The sequence below is a fragment of the Flavobacterium gillisiae genome (assembly GCF_900107635.1).
Lineage (GTDB): Bacteria > Bacteroidota > Bacteroidia > Flavobacteriales > Flavobacteriaceae > Flavobacterium > Flavobacterium gillisiae.
In genome coordinates, this window is sequence record NZ_FNRD01000014.1 from 28,372 (window position 1) to 48,390 (window position 20,019).

The 20,019-nt window shown below is 34.1% G+C and carries 13 protein-coding genes; 7 read left to right on the forward strand and 6 right to left on the reverse strand.

Annotated features, from left to right (window positions below; genetic code table 11):
- Positions 1-190: 190 nt before the first annotated feature.
- The 6 genes from BLV35_RS16550 to ppsA form a co-directional block, all read right to left on the reverse strand.
- On the reverse strand, positions 191-1,351 hold the full coding sequence (locus BLV35_RS16550; protein ID WP_091092821.1) for a phospholipase D-like domain-containing protein: 1,161 nt from the start codon (positions 1,349-1,351) through the stop codon (positions 191-193).
- 4 nt (positions 1,352-1,355) lie between these two features.
- A complete protein-coding gene (locus BLV35_RS16555) occupies positions 1,356-2,441 on the reverse strand; it encodes a site-2 protease family protein (protein WP_091092824.1) in 1,086 nt (361 codons plus the stop codon).
- 210 nt (positions 2,442-2,651) lie between these two features.
- A complete protein-coding gene (locus tag BLV35_RS16560; RefSeq protein ID WP_245712093.1) occupies positions 2,652-5,237 on the reverse strand; it encodes a cation-translocating P-type ATPase in 2,586 nt (861 codons plus the stop codon).
- 222 nt (positions 5,238-5,459) lie between these two features.
- Positions 5,460-6,449: a 2-hydroxyacid dehydrogenase gene (locus BLV35_RS16565; protein WP_091092828.1), complete on the reverse strand. Its 990-nt coding sequence runs from the start codon at positions 6,447-6,449 to the stop codon at positions 5,460-5,462.
- Positions 6,450-6,542: 93 nt separating this feature from the next.
- A complete protein-coding gene (locus BLV35_RS16570) occupies positions 6,543-6,803 on the reverse strand; it encodes a zinc ribbon domain-containing protein (RefSeq protein ID WP_091092831.1) in 261 nt (86 codons plus the stop codon).
- Positions 6,804-6,971: 168 nt separating this feature from the next.
- Positions 6,972-9,386: a phosphoenolpyruvate synthase gene (gene ppsA, locus BLV35_RS16575; RefSeq protein WP_091092833.1), complete on the reverse strand. Its 2,415-nt coding sequence runs from the start codon at positions 9,384-9,386 to the stop codon at positions 6,972-6,974.
- Between the two features lie 573 nt (positions 9,387-9,959).
- On the opposite strand from ppsA, the gene BLV35_RS16580 reads away from it, so the two are divergent.
- From BLV35_RS16580 to BLV35_RS16615, 7 genes are all read left to right on the forward strand, one after another.
- Complete coding sequence (locus tag BLV35_RS16580) at positions 9,960-13,487, forward strand: PAS domain S-box protein (RefSeq protein WP_091092836.1); 3,528 nt, start codon at positions 9,960-9,962, stop codon at positions 13,485-13,487.
- Positions 13,487-14,212: a sensor histidine kinase gene (locus BLV35_RS16585; RefSeq protein ID WP_091092838.1), complete on the forward strand. Its 726-nt coding sequence runs from the start codon at positions 13,487-13,489 to the stop codon at positions 14,210-14,212. The genes BLV35_RS16580 and BLV35_RS16585 overlap by 1 nt, the downstream gene beginning before the upstream one ends.
- A gap of 4 nt (positions 14,213-14,216) precedes the next feature.
- Entirely contained in the window at positions 14,217-14,627 is a 411-nt protein-coding gene (locus tag BLV35_RS16590; RefSeq protein ID WP_091092840.1) for a response regulator, read from the forward strand.
- A 25-nt stretch (positions 14,628-14,652) separates the two neighbouring features.
- Positions 14,653-15,075 carry a response regulator gene (locus BLV35_RS16595; RefSeq protein ID WP_091092843.1) on the forward strand — a complete coding sequence of 141 codons (423 nt, stop codon included), beginning with the start codon at positions 14,653-14,655 and terminating at the stop codon, positions 15,073-15,075.
- A gap of 12 nt (positions 15,076-15,087) precedes the next feature.
- Positions 15,088-17,442, forward strand: coding sequence for a hybrid sensor histidine kinase/response regulator (locus BLV35_RS16600; protein ID WP_091092846.1), 2,355 nt, complete (start codon positions 15,088-15,090; stop codon positions 17,440-17,442).
- A 174-nt stretch (positions 17,443-17,616) separates the two neighbouring features.
- Positions 17,617-17,979, forward strand: coding sequence for a response regulator transcription factor (locus BLV35_RS16605; RefSeq protein ID WP_091092849.1), 363 nt, complete (start codon positions 17,617-17,619; stop codon positions 17,977-17,979).
- A 401-nt stretch (positions 17,980-18,380) separates the two neighbouring features.
- Entirely contained in the window at positions 18,381-19,913 is a 1,533-nt protein-coding gene (locus BLV35_RS16615; RefSeq protein WP_091092854.1) for a SulP family inorganic anion transporter, read from the forward strand.
- Positions 19,914-20,019: the final 106 nt, after the last annotated feature.

Here is a 20,019-nt window from a genome sequence, read left to right on the forward strand (position 1 = left end):
TATTAACAATATACGGTATGATGTAAATGATTATTTAATAAAAGCACTGCTTTATCATATAAAAACGTAATGTATTGTAGTTTTTATAATTTGACAAAACTAATTATTACGCTATAAAATTCTAATTAAACGGCATTATTTATAGTTTTTTTCTTTTGAATTTAAAGGCTAAATAGAAGGGTTAAATTGATCAGTAAAATTTTTTGAATCTATTTTGGGGAAAATAAGTAACTATATTTAGTATGAGCCTGGCAGTCCAATAAGACAACCAATTTATAAAACTCGAGGATATATTATTTCTTTTTTTTAGTGATTCGGGAGTTATTCTTTGACACTTTGATATTATTTCGTTGAGGTGCCCTAAATAAGTGCTGGAAAAGACGGTAGATTTAATTTCAACATTCATTTCGAGACTTCCATAAGAACTCAAATTATTGAGGTTGAAAGAACCGATAGTAGTCCAACAGCCGTCAACAACCGCTGCTTTTCCATGTAAAACGGTTTTATTCCATTCATATAATTCAATGTTATTGTCTAAAAGTGCAGCGTATATATGATAAGTAGCTCGTTTAGAAAGAGTAACATCTGATATGCCGGCTAGGATTAATTTAACTTTCACCTTGTTTTTTGCGGCTTTTTTAATTGCGTTATTCATTCTTCTGCCCGGAAGGAAATAGCTACCCACAATGACAATTTCTTTTTTAGCAGCAGCAAATGAATTAATGTAGGCATCGTAGATTTCATTTTTACTTTTAAGCCAGTCATTTTGAATAATACTGACCACAGTTTCTTGCTGTGTCATTAAAACAGATTCTATCTTTTTTTTGAAAAAATATCTTTTCTTAAAAAAGAGGTCTCGACACAACAATTGGAGTTTTTTGGCTATTGCCAAATCATCTATCTGAACTGCGTAATCTAGCCAGGGTTCTTTTCCAGAGGCACCATCGTATTTATTGGCAATATTTATTCCGCCAATCATAAGTACATGAGCATCTGCGACCACGACTTTATGATGTAACCTTCGGCCAATGTAAAAAGAGTTTGCTGAAAAAAATGGAGAAAAAAAGCGAAAGTGAACTCCGCTTTCGGTTAATTCCTCTACTAATTCTTTAGGAAATGAATAGGAGCCGAAGCCATCCAATAATAGGTACACCTTTACACGACGCGCTGCCGCTTCTTTAAGTTTTTCTATAATCTTAGTTCCAGTGGCATCGTTTTCAAAAATATAAAATTGAAGATGAATCTCGTATTTCGCATTTTGAATAATTTGTTCCAATCGGGAAAAATAGTCTGTGCCGCTGTACACTAATTCTAGGCAATCAGGATGGGTTATTTTTTGGATTTTTGGCATAGGCTTATCTTGATTTAACCCCTTTTATTAAAAGAAATTCCAATAGATTTTCAGTGTCAAGAGTGCCGACAAGGAAACCGTTTTCCATGACTAACATCAAGTTTGATTTATTAGCAGAAACTAATTCAAAGATATCTTCGAGCAAGGTTTCCACATCCAAATAGATCAAATTCTTGTTCATTGCAGAGCGTATATCAGTATTTTCTCCTCTTTCAGAAAGAGCTGCTATAATTTGATCCCGATTTAACGTACCAACAGGTTCATTATTCTCGGTGATCATAAATATCTTGGATTGACTGTCTAATAGTAGTGCTATAGCTGTTTTGATAGGCTCGTTTGCATCGATCGTTTGATATTGTTTCATAAGGACATCCCGAACTTTAAAACCTTTGAGAATAAATTTGGACGAGGTGTGCTCTGTTTCCATTTGGGCTCCCATAATAACAAACAACCCGATGAAAATTAAAAAAGGATTGGAAAAAAATCCTAAAAAGATAAAACCCATAGCTATAAATTGACCAATTCGTGCTGCTATTCTAGTTGCGATATGTCTCTTAAATTTAAAGGACAATAATGCTCTAAGGACACGTCCTCCATCCATTGGGAAGGCTGGAATCAAATTGAAAATCGCCAATACGATATTTACAATAAAGAAATAAAGGAAAAAATTACTGGCATTTACGCTGTTCGATAATTGTACGGCCAAGGCCTCCGGATTATCTGGAAATGTTATAACAAAACTGGTTATTAATGCCAAAAAAATATTTACCAGTGGACCAGCAAAAGCAACTACAAGTTCTTCTAATGGTTTCTCAGGCATTCTGTCTAATCGGGCTAGACCGCCAATGGGAAGTAGTGTAATGTCTTTCGTTTGTATTCCATAATTTCTTGCAGCCATGGCATGCCCAAACTCATGCATAACGACTGTGACAAAAATGGATAGAACGAAAACTAGCGACCATAGAATCTGTATAGCGTTATAACCTGTTCTATAATTGGTAAAAATAATAAAGGCAATAAGTAACGAAAATGTCCAATGTATAAATACACCAATACCAGCTACTTTTGCGAGTTTAAATGTTCCTTTCATTTTTTCTTATTTTGTAATATTATAAAATTCAGTATAATTAGAAAAAACACGCAAATATTTAAAATTCAGTAAATTGTAAGGTTTTATATAAAAGGAAAGGGGCTTATCCTTACACTAAAGTACAATTTTTTTTCGAAGAAATGATAAAAACAAAGATTAGGATAAATTAGTTTTTGGAAGTCCAACCTATATTTAAGGAGGATGTTTGGACTAAACTTTCTTAGTACGTCTAATGATCCATTTCCCTATTTCTACTGCCCAAAAAACGATGCTTGATGCCAATAAGGTTATAGCTAATTCATACAGCGACAGTGGTTGGGTTTTGAATACCATATTAAAGAAAGGGACATAGATAATCATCAGTTGGAGAAATACAGTCAACAGCAAAGCTCCCAAAAGAGGCTTATTCGAAAAAACTCCAATTTTAAAAACAGATTCTCCACCAGAACGAATTGCCATAACATGTCCCATCTGGCTAAAGCAGAGAACTGTAAAAGCAATTGTTTGCCAGTGTTGAATGTTTGCCTGTATTGCCCAGTATTGTATGCTCAGCGTTACCACACCCATTAGTAAACCAACACTTAGTATATGTAATGCCATCTTTCCTGCAAAAATATTCTTCATTGGATCTCTTGGTGGCCTGCTCATTATACTATCTTCAGCTGGTTCAGAAGCTAATGCTAATCCTGGCAATCCGTCAGTTACAAGATTAATCCATAAAATATGGATAGCGAGCAGAGGAAAGGGTAAACCAAAGAAAGGCGCAAGGAAAATGGCACAAATTTCGCCAAAATTTCCCGTCATAATGTACTTTATAAATTTTAAAATATTATCAAATATCACTCGACCATGCTTTACGGCGATCATAACGGTAGCAAAATTATCATCAAGTAAAACCATGTCAGCTGCTTCTTTGGTAATGGCAGTTCCATTGATTCCCATAGCAATTCCAATGTTAGCGCTTTTTAGAGCAGGGGCATCATTTACTCCGTCACCGGTCATCGCTACAAATTGGTCTTTTGCTTGTAGCGCTTTAATAATTTTTAACTTTTGCTCTGGGTTCACACGGGCATAAACACGAACATGTTCAACTATATCCAAAAATTCTTTTTCTGATAATTCAGCGAGTTTAGTTCCGCTCAATATGAGATCTTCTTCTGAGGTAATTATGCCTAGCTGCTTTGCAATGGCTTTTGCAGTGAGTATATGGTCGCCGGTAATCATAACAGGTATAATTCCGGCTTGTATACATTCTGAAACTGCTTTTTTTGCTTCGCTCCTTGGCGGATCAATCATTCCTGCAAATCCTATAAAGGTTAATGACGATTCTATCTCCTCTATATTTAAAGTCTCCGGCAAGGTTTGCATTTCTTTTATGGCATAACCAATAACCCGATAGCCTTCATTTGCTAAGTCATTTGCTTTTCGATCAAACTCAGCAATAAGTGGTTGTTGATTTTTAGCTATTTTATCTAAAAGTACATCAACAGCCCCTTTAGTAATAACGAGTATTCCTTTTTCTGTTTGATGTAGCGTTGTCATGCATTTTCTTGAAGAATCGAATGGAAATTCAGCTACTCTTGGAAATTCTGTTTCTAATTCCTTTTTATTACTGCTTTTATTTAAAGCATATTGCACCAATGCGATCTCCGTTGAATCGCCATGCCAGCTTCCGTCTTCTTTTTCTGAGACATCACTATTGAGTAGCATCGCTGTAAGCATTGCATTATTTTCAATAAAAGAAGTTTCAGTTTTTATATTAGGAGTTACATAAACTTCCTCAACGGTCATTTGATTCTTAGTCAGTGTTCCAGTCTTATCAGTGCAGATATAGGTCACCGAACCAAGTGTTTCGACGGCCGGAAGTTTTCTTATCAATGCATTATTTTTAGCTAATCGCTTAGCGCCAAAGGCAAGTGCAATTGTAACAAGTGCCGGTAAGGCTTCTGGAATGGCAGCCACAGCAAGTGAGATAGACGTTAGCAGCATGCTTAATATATTTTCGCCATTAAGGTAACCTATCATAAAAATCAAGGTGCAAATTATTAAGATGGCAATAGACAACCGCTTACCAAAAGCAGCTAATCGTATTTGTAGCGGAGTTATTGATTCATGTACTTGAATCATCTGAGCAATGTGACCTAGTTCTGTTTCCATCGCGATTGCTGTAACGTAGGCACATCCATGTCCTTTTGTGATAAAGGTACCTTTGAAGCCTAAATTGCTTCTATCTCCAAGGGAATAGTCGCCGTCAGGCAATTTGTTTGCCGTTTTATCAATAGTATTTGACTCGCCAGTTAGCGTTGATTCATCTACTTTAATTTGGTGTGTTTCAATAAAACGAACATCAGCGGGGATTCTGTTTCCGGCTTCGAGCAAAACGACATCACCGGGAACTAGGTCAGTAGAAGCAATGGTTATGGTTTTTCCTGCTCGAATTACCCTTGTTTCTTCTGGAATTATATTTTTAAGGGCTTCCATTGCTTTTTCAGCTCGGTATTCTTGTACAAAACCGATTGCCGCATTGACAATTATGATGATAAGGATAATAATAGTGTCTGTTAAGTCGCCCATTATGCCTGAGACAATTGCCGCCAGGATAAGGATTAGAATCATAAAGTTGGACAATTGATTAAAGATCATCCGTAAAACAGTATTCTTTTTTTTGAAGTCAATTTTGTTTTTGCCATACTGGGTCTGGCGGTCTTTTGCATTTTTTTCATCTAGACCTATTGGAGATGTGTCCAACTTATCGGATACTTCAGAAAGAGAAAGTAAGTGCCAATTCATGTTCATCTGACTTAGTTTTAATTAACCGTTCCTTCTGGTGTTTTAAATTTCAATTAAGGTAGTCATTAATTGAATCCGTAGTGACAATTATTTAAAAGAATTTTCTTAGAATTAAAAAAATAAAAATCAACAGAGCAGCAAATTTTTAATCAGGAAAAATAGCAAATGTAGTATTTAAGTGCTTAAATATTAATCAGATAATATGGTTTTATGATTATTCGAAACAACTTATTTAAGTTCGTTTTCAGAGAGACCGTTATAAGCCCAAGCATTAAAATTAACAATGGTGGTCTGTGCAATTCCCTCTAAAGCTTCGTTAGTCAAAAAGCCTTGATGTCCCGTAATTAAAACGTTAGGGAAGGAGCGAAGGATAGTGTATAAATGATCCTCCAGTTTTTTATTAATGTGATTGCCAAAGAAGATTGTTTTTTCCTTTTCATAAACGTCTAAACCGGCGGCTCCGATATTTCCCATTTTGAGTGCGTCTATTAAATCCTCCGTGTTGATGATAGTTCCTCTTGCAGTATTAATAAAGATAACTCCTCTTTTCATAAGGCTAAAATTGCTTTTGTTGAACATGTATTTTGTTTCCCGATTAAGTGGACAATGAACAGAGATTACATCTGAATTCTTACAAACATCTTCCAATGTGGTATAGGATATATCTATTTGCTGTATTAATTCTTCATTTTCCTGCGGGTCACAAGCTAGAATTTGGCAACCAAAACCATGCATGATTTTTGCGAAAGCGGCACCTATTTTTCCAGTTCCAATAATTCCCACCGTTTTTCCGTACAAGTCAAAGCCTACCAAATGATCCAGACGGTAGTCACCCATTTGCATGAGTTTTTGACCCAGAATTATTTTTCTATTTAACGCTAATAGTAATGTTACCGCGTGCTCCGCTACAGAATAGGGAGAGTAGGACGGGACATTTGCTACTTTGATTCCCAAGGCTCTGGCTTTTTTTAAATCTACATAGTCATATCCCACAGATCGTAAAGCAATATACCTCACGCCGTAGAAATATAATTTTTCCAATACGCTATCAGAGGCATTGTCAGGTGTAAAAAGGGAAATCCCTTCAAAACCTTCTGCCAGTTTCGCCGTATCTTCATTTAAAGCTTGGTTCGTATATTCTATTTCTAATTTCCCATGTGTGGCATTTTCGATAAATGGTTTGTCAAATGCGTATATGCTGTACATTAAAATCTTCATGATGTTTTTTTTATTTCCAATAAAGGAATGGTTGCTTTCGTTTTCGTAGCGGTGTTTTTCATTTTGCGAATCAATTATTTAGGATAAAGCAAATTAAATTGTTTTCCAACGGTCTAAAGTAGGCAGAATGTTTACGGCATCTTGGATCAAATGTTCTGAAAGTTTCAATTTCTTCATTTGCGTTTCTACCGTTTCTTTCATATCGCCAAACGTCATATTTGGATTAATAAATGAACCACCATCGTAACAAAATTTACAGTACTCATCCGTTTTTAAACCGTTTGCTTTCGTGCCTTTTAAGGCCTCGTTGTCAAGTGGAATTCCACAGCTTTGGCATAATACTTTTGGTTCCATATTTTCTAATTTTAAGTGTTCAATTAATATGTTTTAATCTCTTTAGGTTTAATTTCTTCTAACTTCCCTTCGTTTTTTTACCACAGATTACAGCTTTAAAAAGGATCTTTTAAAATATGTAGCTATTTGTTTGTACTATATCGTAGACTCTGCCCATTGATGATTTATTTATAACCGTACCGTATTTTTCTTTTCGGTTTCTAAAATATTTTCAATTCCTTTGATAATGGCATCGGGATTAAATGAAATGCTGTCTATTCCTTCCTCTACTAAAAACTGCGCGAATGCCGGAATGTCACTTGGTGCCTGACCGCACAATCCCACTTTTATGTTATTTCTTTTGGCGGCATGTATTGTTTCCCGAATTAAATTTTTCACCGCTGGATTCTGTTCGCTAAACAAATAACTGATTAATTCAGAATCACGATCCAGACCGAGGGTAAGTTGTGTTAAATCATTGGAACCAATAGAAAAACCGTCAAAAAGGGAAGCGAATTCATCGGCTAATATCACATTACTAGGAATTTCTATCATTACGTAAACTTCAAGTCCGTTTTCTCCTTGTACTAGTTTATTGGTGGCCATCTCTGCAAGTACTTTTTTCCCTTCCTCGATAGTTCTGCAAAAAGGAATCATCAGTTTTACATTGTGAAAGCCCATTTCGTTCCGCACTTTTTTCATGGCTTCACATTCTAGGGCAAACCCTTTTCTATAAAAATCGCTGTAATAACGAGAAGCACCACGGAAACCAATCATTGGGTTTTCCTCGTGGGGTTCAAAGTATTTTCCGCCTATAAGATTGGCGTATTCATTACTCTTAAAATCGCTCATTCTCACAATTACATCCTTTGGATAGAAAGCCGCTGCGACGATTGAAACGGCTTCCGCCAGTTTGTCAATAAAATAGTTTTTGCTGTCCTCGTATCCTTTCGTTAATTCCGATATTTGGTCAATCACGGCTTTATCAGTGATTTTATCTGGTTCACAAAGTGCAAGAGGATGAATCTTAATACTATTGGAAATTGCAAATTCCATTCGCATTAAACCAACGCCTTTATTTGGATAGTTACTCAATTCAAAAGCTCTATCAGGATCAGCAAGAATGAACATAGGGTCCGTTTCTGGCATGGATAAATGACTGAAGTCCTGTTCTGTTATTTTCCATTCTAATTTGCCTTCATATATGTTACCATCTTTCCCCTCAGCGCAGGAAACCGTAATTTGTTGCCCATTTTTTATCAGAGTAGTTGCATCACCGCAGCCTACTACGGCAACGACGCCAAGTTCCCGTGCGACAATTGCCGCATGACTGGTTCGTCCACCTTTGTTAGTGATTATGGCAGCTGCTTTTTTCATGATTGGGTCCCAATCGGGATTTGTCAAATCGGTAACTAGAATTTCTCCTTCTAACAATTGATTTCCTTCTTGCGGGCTATTGAGTATACGTGCTTTCCCCGTAGCTATTTTATCTCCCAGTGCTATTCCTTGTGTGATAAGGACACCTTTTTCTTTGAGTTTATAAATCTCTCGAACTTGTTTTTTATCTTTCCCATGAACCGTTTCAGGACGTGCCTGAACAATATAAAGCTGATTGTTTAGCCCGTCTTTTGCCCATTCGATGTCCATAGGTTTTTTATAATGTTTTTCAATTTTGTAACACCATTGCGAAAGTTGGATAACCTCTTTGTCATTCAATGAAAATTGATTTTGTTTTTCTATTGATGTGGACTTATTTATGATGGCATTTTCAGCGGAAGTTTCGTTACTCTTATCAGCATAAATCATGGTGAATTCTTTTCTACCGCAATGTCTTTTCAAAATGGGATTTAGTTTTGGGTTTTCTAAGGTGGGTTTAAATACCATCCACTCATCTGGTGTTATGGTTCCTTGGACAATATTTTCGCCAAGACCCCAACTGCCGTTAATGATAATGGTGTTTTGAAAACCGGTATCAGGATCAATTGTAAAAGCAACACCCGAAGAAGATTTATCACTTCGAACCATCTGTTGTACGCCCACAGAGATCGCGATATCTAATTTTGTAAAACCCATGTCATGGCGGTATTTTATGGCGCGATCTGTAAATAAGGAAACGTAGCAACGATGTACCGCGTCAATTAATTGGTTTTCACCACTAATATTAAGGAAAGACTGCATTTGTCCAGCAAAACTTGCTGTTGGTAAATCTTCTGCTGTAGCGCTGCTTCTAACCGCTACCCCAAGGTTCTTTTTGTCGCTTTGTTTGCTTAGCGATTGGTAGGCAGTTTGTATTTCAGCATGTATTTCGTCAGGAATAGGTGCTGATAGAATTAATGCTCTGGCTTTCTCGCCAACTTCAGACAGATTAGTGTACTGTTTTGTGTCTAATAGATTCAATATATTATCCAATGCTTTTTCCAAATTGTTTTTTTTTCGAAACAAACGGTAACCAGCTGCAGTAACTGCAAATCCATTAGGAATATTGACGCCAATAGGATTCAATTGGTTATATAGTTCCCCAAGAGAGGCATTTTTACCCCCAACTTGATCTATTGCAGTAATACCAATTTGGTCAAAAAACAAGATGTATTTATAATTTTCCATATTTAATATATTAAGTTTTTAGTAACGTCAGCTTTATCTCAACTAGGAAATAGGAAAATATTTGGAGCATATTTTATCTGTTCGAAATCAAAAATGGATTTTTAAACCCTACGCTAGAATTACATTTACATTTTGGAAACTAAAGGAAGAGCCTAGTAGGTGTGCTCTTTATAACTATTTTAGTGTACTACTAATTTAATCAAAAAAAGATATTTTTGATATAAAAAATGCGTTTATTTTAAAAGTAATTAAATTTAATAATCTAATTAACAGTAGTTTGTATGGTTTTTTTTAATCGTTCCCTTTTGTGCCTTTAGTGTAATTTGGTGTCTTTTTGTTTGTTAAATTCGATTACTTGTAGCGTTTTCCATTTAAGAAGCAGTTAAATGAAATACTTAGGTAGCTAGTATGACGAAGTATCATAATTAACAGGCAAATACAGCTTTAATTCAATTATTATTTTATTTTTGTATACCCTCGGGAATTAATTGTTTATTGGAGCTACGTTATTAATACTTCAAATACATAGTTTTTTTTCGAATAATTGACCCCAAATCAATACCGCCTCAAATAATGAAAAAATCAATATTGCCGTTAAATGAATCAGAAAGGCTAAAGGCTCTTGCAAGCTATTCCATTATGGATTCTTTGCCTGAAGAGGAGTATGATTCCATTACACAGTTAGCTTCTTACATTTGTGGTACTCCTATTGCCTTAATAAGTCTATTAGATGAAAAACGACAATGGTTTAAATCAAGTGTAGGTTTAGGCGCTAGCGAAACTGCTCGAGACATCTCTTTTTGCCAATATACAATTATGGGCGATGAGGTGTATGAAGTTAATAATGCAACAGAAAACAAGATTTTTGCTAATAATCCCTTAGTTACAGGAAATCCTGATATTCAGTTTTATGCTGGTGCTCCGCTGCAGGATGCTAATGGATTTAATTTAGGCTCACTTTGCGTCATTGATACGAAGCCAAGGATACTTTCGAACGAACAGAAAACCGCTTTAAAATTATTGGCTAATCAAGTTATTCTATTATTGGATCTTCGAAAAAAAAATGTAGATCTTAAAAATACCCAACTCGAATTTAAAAACTTTATTGAACTCTCAAAAGATTTAGTATGTATTGCTAATGTGGATGGAACATTCCATAAAGTAAATCCAGCTTTTACAATTGTTTTGGGGTACACTAAAGAAGAATTAGAAGGAAGGCCATTTGTAGATTTCATTCACCCCGAAGATTTAGATAAAACTTATAAAGAAGTAGAAAAACTAGCTCTAGGGCACAAAAAAATTAGTTTTGAAAACCGTTACCTCTGTAAAAATGGTGCGTATATTTTGTTAAGCTGGAATACATCACCAGACCCTGAGACGGGAAATCTATATTGCATTGCGCGAGATATTACTTTTGAAAGAGAGCAGCAAGAAAGTGTAGTGCAAACTAAGAATGAATTAACTGCCATACTTAATGCATCTGAATTCTCAATAATTGCAACTGACCTTGATGGAACAGTGAAGCAATTTAATAAGGGAGCCGAGAATTTACTAGGTTATCAAGCAGATGAAGTGGTAGGGAAAGCTACAGCAGCTATTTTCCATGTTGTAAATGAAGTGGTAAAACGTTCCCAAGAGTTAAGCGAGGAACTCGGTGAACTTGTTGAACCAGGATTTGAGGTGCTTTTTATTAAAGCTCGAAAATTTGGAATTGCAGATACGCACGAATGGACTTATTTAAGAAAAGATGGTACCACTTTTCCAATACTATTATCAATTACTGCCATTAAGAATAGTGTAGGAGAAATAACCGGGTACTTAGGAATAGCTAAGGATATTTCAAAGGATAAGGAAGCAGAACAGAATTTAATTAACAGCAATATCTTGCTAGATGAATCCCAACGGATTGCTAAAATTGGAAGTTGGAAATATGATATAAATACAAATAATCTGGTTTGGTCAAAAGGACATTATACTATTTTTGAATTGGATGAGCTACCCGAAAATAAACTTAATGATGCGTATCGTAGTCGTATTTATCCACAGGATCTGATAATCTTAGATGAATTAAGTGAAAATGTCATTAAGACCGGTGAGAATTTTAAAATTAGCTATCGAATAGTATTACCAGATGGAAGAACAAAGCAAATTGTAGAAATAGGCCAACCTTTTAAAAATCGAAGAGGAGACGTGATTGGCATGCAAGGGACAATCCAAGATGTAACAAATGAAAAAAGAATAGAACAAAATTTAAGAAATGCTAATAAACTATTAGATGAATCCCAACGGATTGCTAAAATAGGGAGTTGGAAATACGATTTAGTCACAAGTGATTTAATCTGGTCAAAAGGGCATTATCAAATTTTCGAGTTGGAGGAATTACCATCAGATCAACTCAATGCTGTTTCACGGTTAAGAATTCATCCAGATGATCTATCAATACTTGATGAGTCTGATAAAATCATGATGGAAACAGGGAATGACTTTAAAATTAGTTACAGAGTTTTATTTCCAGATAATAGAATAAAACAAATTATAGAAATTGGGCAACCCTATAAGAATGAAAAAGGGGAAATCATAGGAATGCAAGGAACGATTCAGGATGTAACAAAGGAAAAAGAAGCGGAGTTAAACTTAATTAACAGTAATAAACTCTTAGACGAATCTCAAAGTATGGCTAAGATTGGAAGCTGGAAATTTGATTTAATCACTCGTCATTTAAGATGGTCTAAGGGACATTATCAAATTTATGATCTAGAAGAATTACCCTCTGATCAGCTGTTGATTGCGTATCGAGATCGAATTCATCCCGATGACCTACTAATACTTGATAATATTATAGCGAATGCATTAGACACAGGTACTGATTTACACTATAATTATAGACTTTTATTGCCAGACGGCAGCTTAAAATATATTTTAGGAATAGGAAAGGTAAATATAAATGACCAAGGAGAAGTTATCGGTATCCAAGGTACCATCCAAGATATTACCGAAAAAACGTTAGCCGAGCAAATCATAATTGAAAAAGCAAAAGAGATAAATGATATTAGGTCTGCTTTAGATGAGTCATCGATAGTAACAATTACAGATCACAAAGGTGTTATCACCTTTGTGAACGACAAGTTTTGTAGCATTTCTAAATATTCGAGAGAAGAACTTATGGGGCAATATCATTATCTTGATAATCCGCATTATAAATTAAATAAGTTCATTAAAAATATATGGACGACTATTGGTAACGGCCGTAATTGGCAGGGAGAGATCTTGAATGTCGCAAAAGACGGATCATTTTACTGGGTTTATTCCACAATTGTTCCTTTTTTAGACAAGAAAGGAAAGCCATATCAATACATCGCGATAAGTTCAGATATTACCGATCAAAAAAAAGCGCAGAAAACTTTAAATAATGCATTAACTGATGTTGAGAAAAAGAATAGGGAATTAGATCAGTTTGCTTATGTAGTTTCGCATGACCTTAAAGCCCCCCTTAGAGCGATTAATAATCTTTCGGAGTGGATTATGGAGGACATGCCTGAGATGCCTGCTGATGTAAGTGCTAACTTTGGATTATTAAGAGGTCGTGTCATGCGTATGGAGAATTTAATTAATGGAGTTTTAGATTATTCTCGTATAGGTAAAACTTCAATCGAAGGGCAGCTGACGGACTTGAAAAAAATGTTACAGCAGATTGTTGAAACAATTGTCCCTACTGAAGGATATGAAGTTTATATTGCAGACACTATTCCTGAAATAAAAATTGCAAGAATATTATTTGAGCAGATTTTCGCTAACCTTATCAGTAATGCAGTAAAATATAATGACAAACCAATAGGGAAAATAGAATGTCTATATAAGTCATTACCTAACTTTCACCAGTTTACGATCAAAGATAACGGTCCTGGAATAGCAGAAGAATACCATGAGAAAGTGTTTAAAGTTTTTCAAACCATTGAAGCTCGGGATAAAAAGGAAAGTACAGGTGTTGGACTCTCCATTGTACAAAAGATAATTGAAGAGATGGGAGGGACTATTCACATTGAATCGGAAGAAGATAAAGGTGCAAGTTTTATTTTTACAATTCCAAAAAATAAAAAATAATGGAGTCAGAAAAGAAATGTCAAGAAGAGCTAACCGCTCTCAAAAAAGAATATGAAGATTTTGTTTACATTGTTTCCCACGATATAAAAACTCCAATGCGCGCTATTGTAAACATAGCTACTTGGATTGAAGATGATTTAGGGACAAATATTGATCAGGATATTTTAGATAATTTTACTTTATTAAAAAATAGAGTGGGGCGTCTAGAAAACATGATGAATGCTTTATTAGAACTTTCACATGCCAATCGAACCAAAATGGAACTATTCGAAGTGAGTATTCCAAAATTAGTAAATGACTGTATTGCTATGTTAGGTGATAAAACAAACATAGAATTTCATACTAGTTACAATTTAATTGATGAAAAATGCATTACTTTGGGAAAAAAACTAGAGAAAGTAATTTATAGTTTACTTGACAATGCCGTTCGATTTCATGACAAAGAAAAAAAGAATGTCTCGATTGAAATAGTTGAAAATAAAACCGACTATGAAATAGTAATCGGAGATGACGGACCTGGTATTCCAGAAGAGGTAAAAGATAAGATATTTTCTATTTTCTATACCGTTAATTCCAAAGATGTTGTAGATTCAACCGGTGCGGGTTTAACAATATGTGAGAAGATAATTAAAATGGTAGGAGGAACAATAGAATATACTCCTGGATTGAATGGAGGTTCCGTTTTTAAATTTAATTGGCCTAAAGCAATAACAATAAATAATTAAAATTATGATACAGAAATTGGTGAATATTTTATTGGTAGAAGATGATGAGGTAGATGTAATGAATGTTAAAAGAGCATTCTCAAAAAACAATATCAAGAATGACCTTTTTGTTGCAGGAAATGGTGTTGAGGCTTTGGATATGTTGCGTAACTCTATCGTTCCTTTGCCAAGAATAATCATATTGGATATTAATATGCCTAAGATGAATGGAATAGAGTTTCTTAAAGAACTAAGAGAAGATGAAAGTCTTAAAAATATCTCCGTTTTTGTGATGACTACTTCAAACGAGGATAGTGATAAAATCAATGCCTATAATCTTAATGTTGCCGGGTATATTTTAAAACCATTATCTTTTGAAAAATTCATTTCCTCTGTGGCTACGCTAAAAGATTTTTGGTCTTTATGTGAAATGTAAAATCTAATAGCAAAAAAAGTAAATTATGATAAACTCAAACATCTTATTCGTAGATAATAGTAAAGTTGGTATTGAAAGGGCTAAAAAGGCATTTACAACACTTGGTATCGAAAACACTTTGCATTTTGCTGAAAATGATGTGGAAGCATGGGATATGCTTAATGGGAATCATAAAATTTCTCCTGTACCTAAAATTCTTTTGATTGATATTAATCAGGAGGGGGTAAATGGTATAGATTTAATAAATAAGATAAGAAGCCATGAGGATTTAAAATCAATATTAGTATTTGTAATCACTAGTATAGATAATGAAAAAAATCGCAGCGAAGCTTTAAATTTAAATATTGCCGGATATATTCATAAACCAATTGATAACGACAACATTGATTTTTTTTCAATCCTATATAATTATTGGAATATTATTGAATATTCTAGTGAAAAAAAATAAAAATACTATAATATGGCTGTAGCCTTAAATATATTAGTAATCGATGATGATAAAGTTGATTTGATTACTATAATCCGTTCGATTTCACATTCTGGTATCTTAGCCGATGTGGAAAGCGCTTTTTCTGCCAAAAATGGAATAGAAAAGATTAAGGCATTTAACTATGATCTTATCTTTTTAGATTATTTGATGCCTGATAGTGATGGTATTTCTTTTCTAAAAATTCTAAAGGACTTGGGAATTGAAACGCCGGTAATTTTTGTGACTTCTCAGGGAGATGAAAAGATCGCTAGTCAGGCTATTTTAGGGGGAGCATCAGATTATATTCCAAAATCATTATTGACGCCTGACGGGGTTTCACAAAGCATAAGAAATGCACTTAAACTTCATGAAAGCCTTGCACAAAGAAAAAAAACAGAACTAGAGTTAAAAATTAATTCGAATAGACTTTCAGAAGCTCAAAAATTGGCCAAAATAGGAAGCTGGGAATTAAATCTAGTCGACGATGCCGTTTTTTTCTCGGAACAATTTTATACTATATTTGAAATAGAAAAAAACAGTACGCCATCATTAACCCTTTTAAAATCTCGCTTAATTAATTCAGATGACATCAAATTATTTGAAGACAACCTGAATTTGGTTGAAAAGAATAATTCAGAAGTGAAGTTCAGCCATAGCTTAACTGCTAAAAATGGTACTATTAAATACATTAATGAGTACATAAAATGTTTGAATGACGAACATAACCAGCCGTTCAAGATTTTAGGAACTATTCAAGATGTAAGTGATCAAAAAAATATTGAAAGGGAACTTATAAAAGCAAAAGAACTGGCAGAGCAATCAGTGCGCGTAAAAGAACAGTTTCTTACTAATATGAGTCATGAAATCCGTACTCCAATGAATGGTATTCTTGGGTTTGCAAGAATTCTAGAAGGAACGATTTTAGATAGTGATCAAGAGCAAAGTGTAAAAGCGATTAAAAGAGCTGGAAATAACTTAATGGTTATTATAAATGACATTCTTGATTTTTCAAAAATCGAAGCAGATAAAATGATAATGGAAGAAGTTACGTTCTCTTTATCAAAAAAAGTAAAAAGTGTTATAGAATTACTTTCTACTATTGCGGAGGAGAAGAAGGTAAAATTACTTTTTGAAATTGATTCCAATATTGAAGATTCTTTGATAGGCGATCCTACAAGGCTGTCTCAAATTTTGATAAATTTATTAGGGAATGCCTTGAAATTTACCGAAATAGGATATGTTGAGTTAGTTGTTTCACAAGAAAGAGAATCTGAAACAGATACTTTTATACGGTTTACTGTGACTGATACCGGTATCGGAATTGCAGAAGATAAAATAGATTCAATATTTGACAGCTTTAATCAAGCTTCTAATGAAACGTCAAGAAAATTTGGTGGTACAGGTTTGGGATTAACTATAACCCGAAAATTGATCGAATTGCAGGGCGGTACATTAGCTGTAAAAAGTCAAATGGGAAAAGGAAGTGAATTTTCATTGCTAATTCATTACCCAAAAGATAAAAGCGGAATAAAAGATGTTATAGTAACAGAAAATAAAACGCTAACACATGATTTCTTAAAAGACACAAAAATACTATTAGTTGAGGACAATGAACTAAACCAACTTTTAGCCGTTAAAGTTTTTAAGAAATGGGATAAAGAAATTGATATTGCAGATAATGGAAAGATAGCCATTGATAAAATTGAAAAAAACGATTATGATATTATTTTAATGGACATTCAAATGCCAGAAATGGATGGGAATGAACTGACAAAATACATTCGAAATCATATGGGCGCTAAATCGAACACCCCAATAATAGCAATGACAGCACATGCCACATTAGAAGAAGAAAACCGCTGTTTGGAAAATGGAATGAATGATTATTTATCAAAACCATTTCATTTTAATGTGTTACTTGAAAAACTATATAATAATTTAATGAAGACAAATACCACCGTTTCATCCGACTTAGCAGCAGAGAAAGTCGAATCTAAAAATTTAATTGATTTTACATATTTAAATGATTTTGCTGATGGAGATGCTGATTTTATTGAACAAATGGTAAATATATTTATACAAAACTCACCCATTTCATTAAAAATAATATTGGAAGCTAATGAAGCAGACGACATACAAAATCTAAAAAGTGAAGTGCATAAACTGAAGTCTTCTATCAATTTATTAGGAGTTGTTTCAGCATTAAAGAGTATTGAGGTTATTGAGGAAGAAATTAATAGTAATCCATTGGGGCAAAAAAGAAAAGAAGAAGTGATTCATCTTAACGAAATTTGCCAGTTGGTTTTCAGTGAATTAGAATCATTACATGGTTTCTCAAAAATATAGTCTAATTTTGTGCGTGAAATTCTAAAGAAAGATACTATCTTAAGCGTTTTATTTATTAACCATTAAAAATAAACCTACCAAATACTAATTTTGAAAAGTATACTCTAGCGATAGAATTATATTAATCAGTTTTTAAGAAATTATTTTCCCCAAATAATAATTAAATTAAAACAAATGAAAATTTTAATAGCCGAAGATGATGAGATGATGCTTAGAACAATGGAGTTTAAGCTAAAAAGAGAAGGATTTGATGTAATTGCATGTGCCAATGGTGAAGAAGCAATTATTAAAATAATAACGGAAATCCCAGATGTAATAATTACAGATATCATGATGCCAATAATTACGGGACTTGATATCGTTAGAAAGGTGAAAAGCGAGTTAAAACTAGATATTCCCATAATAGTATTATCTGCTGTAGGTCTAGAGAAAACTGTTTTAGAAGCTTTCGAATTAGGAGCAGATGATTTTATAACCAAGCCTTTTAGTCCAAATGAGTTAATTGTCAGAGTAAGACGACTTATGTTAAAAGTGTAAAGGTAGTTGTGTCGAATAGGGCAACGCTAATCCTTTCTTAAATATTTAAAAATCGTTACTTTTAGTAGCGATTTTTTTTTGTGTTAAAGGGAAATAAGCAAAACGAAGTAGTTAAAATTCTTGTATGTGTTTGTATTTTAGTGTTTTATTTTCCATGTGGTGTCATTTTAGTGATTTATTACTTAGTGCATTTTTACATAACTACATTCCTTTTTGAACACCCAAAAAAAACAAGTACATTTGCAGACCGAAGACAAAAAATATTTTTGTTAGTTGGTAACATTGATTTAGCCATTTCGGCAAATGACTTAGAGGTCAATTTTTTTATCGGTTTTAGAGTTTGGTGTATTATTGCTGATTCTTTTCCAGACCATAATCTCACAAATATTTTATAAAATAGAATGAAACAGTATTTCAACTTATTCGACTTTACGCAAAAAGTAAATTACAGAACGGAAGTTTTAGCCGGTTTAACCGTTGCAATGACAATGATTCCAGAATCATTATCATTTGCAATATTAGCTGGTTTCCCACCATTAGTTGGATTGTATGCTGCATTTATAATGGGGTTAGTTACAGCTATATTTGGGGGGCGACCTGGAATGGTATCTGGTGGTGCCGGAGCAACGGTAATTGTTTTAATTGCTTTAATGAAATCAAATGGGTTAGAATATGTATTTGCAGCTGTTGCTTTGGCAGGGGTAATACAGATTTTGATAGGCCTATTTAAGTTAGGCAAATTCATTCGACTAGTACCACAGCCGGTTATGTTTGGTTTTGTGAATGGTTTAGCGATTATTATTTTTATGTCGCAGCTGGAGCAGTTCAAAACAATAGTAAACGGAGAAAGTGTTTGGTTATCAGGTAGCCCAATGTATATTATGCTCGGTTTAGTGGCTTTAACTATTGCGATTGTGATACTTCTTCCTAAGGTAACTAAAGCTGTTCCTTCTTCATTAGTTGCCATTATTGTGGTTTTTGGATTGGTGTTAGGATTGGGAATTGATACAAAAACAGTTGCTGACATTGCTTCAGTAAGCGGTGGTTTTCCACCATTTCATATTCCAGATATTACTTTAAGTTTTGAAACATTAAAAATAATTTTCCCATACGCACTTATTATGGCCTCAGTAGGACTAACAGAGGGATTATTGACGTTAAACCTAGTTGATGAAATGACGGGAACAAAAGGGAGTGGAAATCGCGAATGTATTGCGCAAGGAAGTGCTAATATTTTAAATGGTTTTTTCTTTGGAATGGGAGGTTGTCCTATGATCGCTCAAACTTTGGTTAATCTTTCAGCTGGTTCAAGGGCTCGTTTGTCAGGGATAGTTGCTGCATTAGCGATTCTTGTTATCATTTTGTTTGGAGCGCCCGTTATTGAACTATTGCCTATAGCGGCTTTGGTAGGAGTCATGATAATGGTGGCGATAGGTACATTTGAATGGATTAGTTTTAAAATAATCAATAAAATGCCTAAGCACGATATCTTTGTTGGAGTCTTGGTGGCAATCATTACTATTCTATTACATAATTTGGCATTGGCAGTTTTGATCGGAGTGATCATTTCCGCTTTAGTTTTTGCTTGGGAGAGTGCTAAACGCATACGTGCTAGAAAATATATCGATGATAAAGGGATAAAGCATTATGAAATATATGGACCTTTATTTTTTGGTTCTACTACTGCTTTTGCCGAAAAATTTGACGTGCTTGATGATCCTGAGGAAGTAATTGTTGACTTTAAAGAGAGTAAAATTACTGATATGAGTGCCATTGACGCCGTAAATAAATTAACAGAACGCTATGCAAAAGTGGGTAAAAAGATCCATTTGAGACATTTAAGTGCTGACTGTCGTCAGTTACTTCATGATGCAGACAAGGTTATTGATATTAATATCATTGAAGATCCTACATATAAAGTAGCTGCTAATTAAAGCCTGAATAATTTAGGGTTTTTATCCACTTATTTTAAGATGATTAAATGAATTTTATAGAAACTGCTGCTATTTATTTTTCTTTGCATTTTAGTTTTTTTGTAAC

What these genes read in the sequence shown, in the direction of transcription:
- BLV35_RS16550 (WP_091092821.1), bottom strand. Translation starts at nt 1,351, where the DNA reads ATGCCAAAAATCCAAAAAATAACCCATCCTGATTGCCTAGAATTAGTG.
- BLV35_RS16555 (WP_091092824.1), bottom strand. Translation starts at nt 2,441, where the DNA reads ATGAAAGGAACATTTAAACTCGCAAAAGTAGCTGGTATTGGTGTATTT.
- BLV35_RS16560 (WP_245712093.1), bottom strand. Translation starts at nt 5,237, where the DNA reads ATGAACATGAATTGGCACTTACTTTCTCTTTCTGAAGTATCCGATAAG.
- BLV35_RS16565 (WP_091092828.1), bottom strand. Translation starts at nt 6,449, where the DNA reads ATGAAGATTTTAATGTACAGCATATACGCATTTGACAAACCATTTATC.
- BLV35_RS16570 (WP_091092831.1), bottom strand. Translation starts at nt 6,803, where the DNA reads ATGGAACCAAAAGTATTATGCCAAAGCTGTGGAATTCCACTTGACAAC.
- ppsA (WP_091092833.1), bottom strand. Translation starts at nt 9,386, where the DNA reads ATGGAAAATTATAAATACATCTTGTTTTTTGACCAAATTGGTATTACT.
- BLV35_RS16580 (WP_091092836.1), top strand. Translation starts at nt 9,960, where the DNA reads ATGAAAAAATCAATATTGCCGTTAAATGAATCAGAAAGGCTAAAGGCT.
- BLV35_RS16585 (WP_091092838.1), top strand. Translation starts at nt 13,487, where the DNA reads ATGGAGTCAGAAAAGAAATGTCAAGAAGAGCTAACCGCTCTCAAAAAA.
- BLV35_RS16590 (WP_091092840.1), top strand. Translation starts at nt 14,217, where the DNA reads ATGATACAGAAATTGGTGAATATTTTATTGGTAGAAGATGATGAGGTA.
- BLV35_RS16595 (WP_091092843.1), top strand. Translation starts at nt 14,653, where the DNA reads ATGATAAACTCAAACATCTTATTCGTAGATAATAGTAAAGTTGGTATT.
- BLV35_RS16600 (WP_091092846.1), top strand. Translation starts at nt 15,088, where the DNA reads ATGGCTGTAGCCTTAAATATATTAGTAATCGATGATGATAAAGTTGAT.
- BLV35_RS16605 (WP_091092849.1), top strand. Translation starts at nt 17,617, where the DNA reads ATGAAAATTTTAATAGCCGAAGATGATGAGATGATGCTTAGAACAATG.
- BLV35_RS16615 (WP_091092854.1), top strand. Translation starts at nt 18,381, where the DNA reads ATGAAACAGTATTTCAACTTATTCGACTTTACGCAAAAAGTAAATTAC.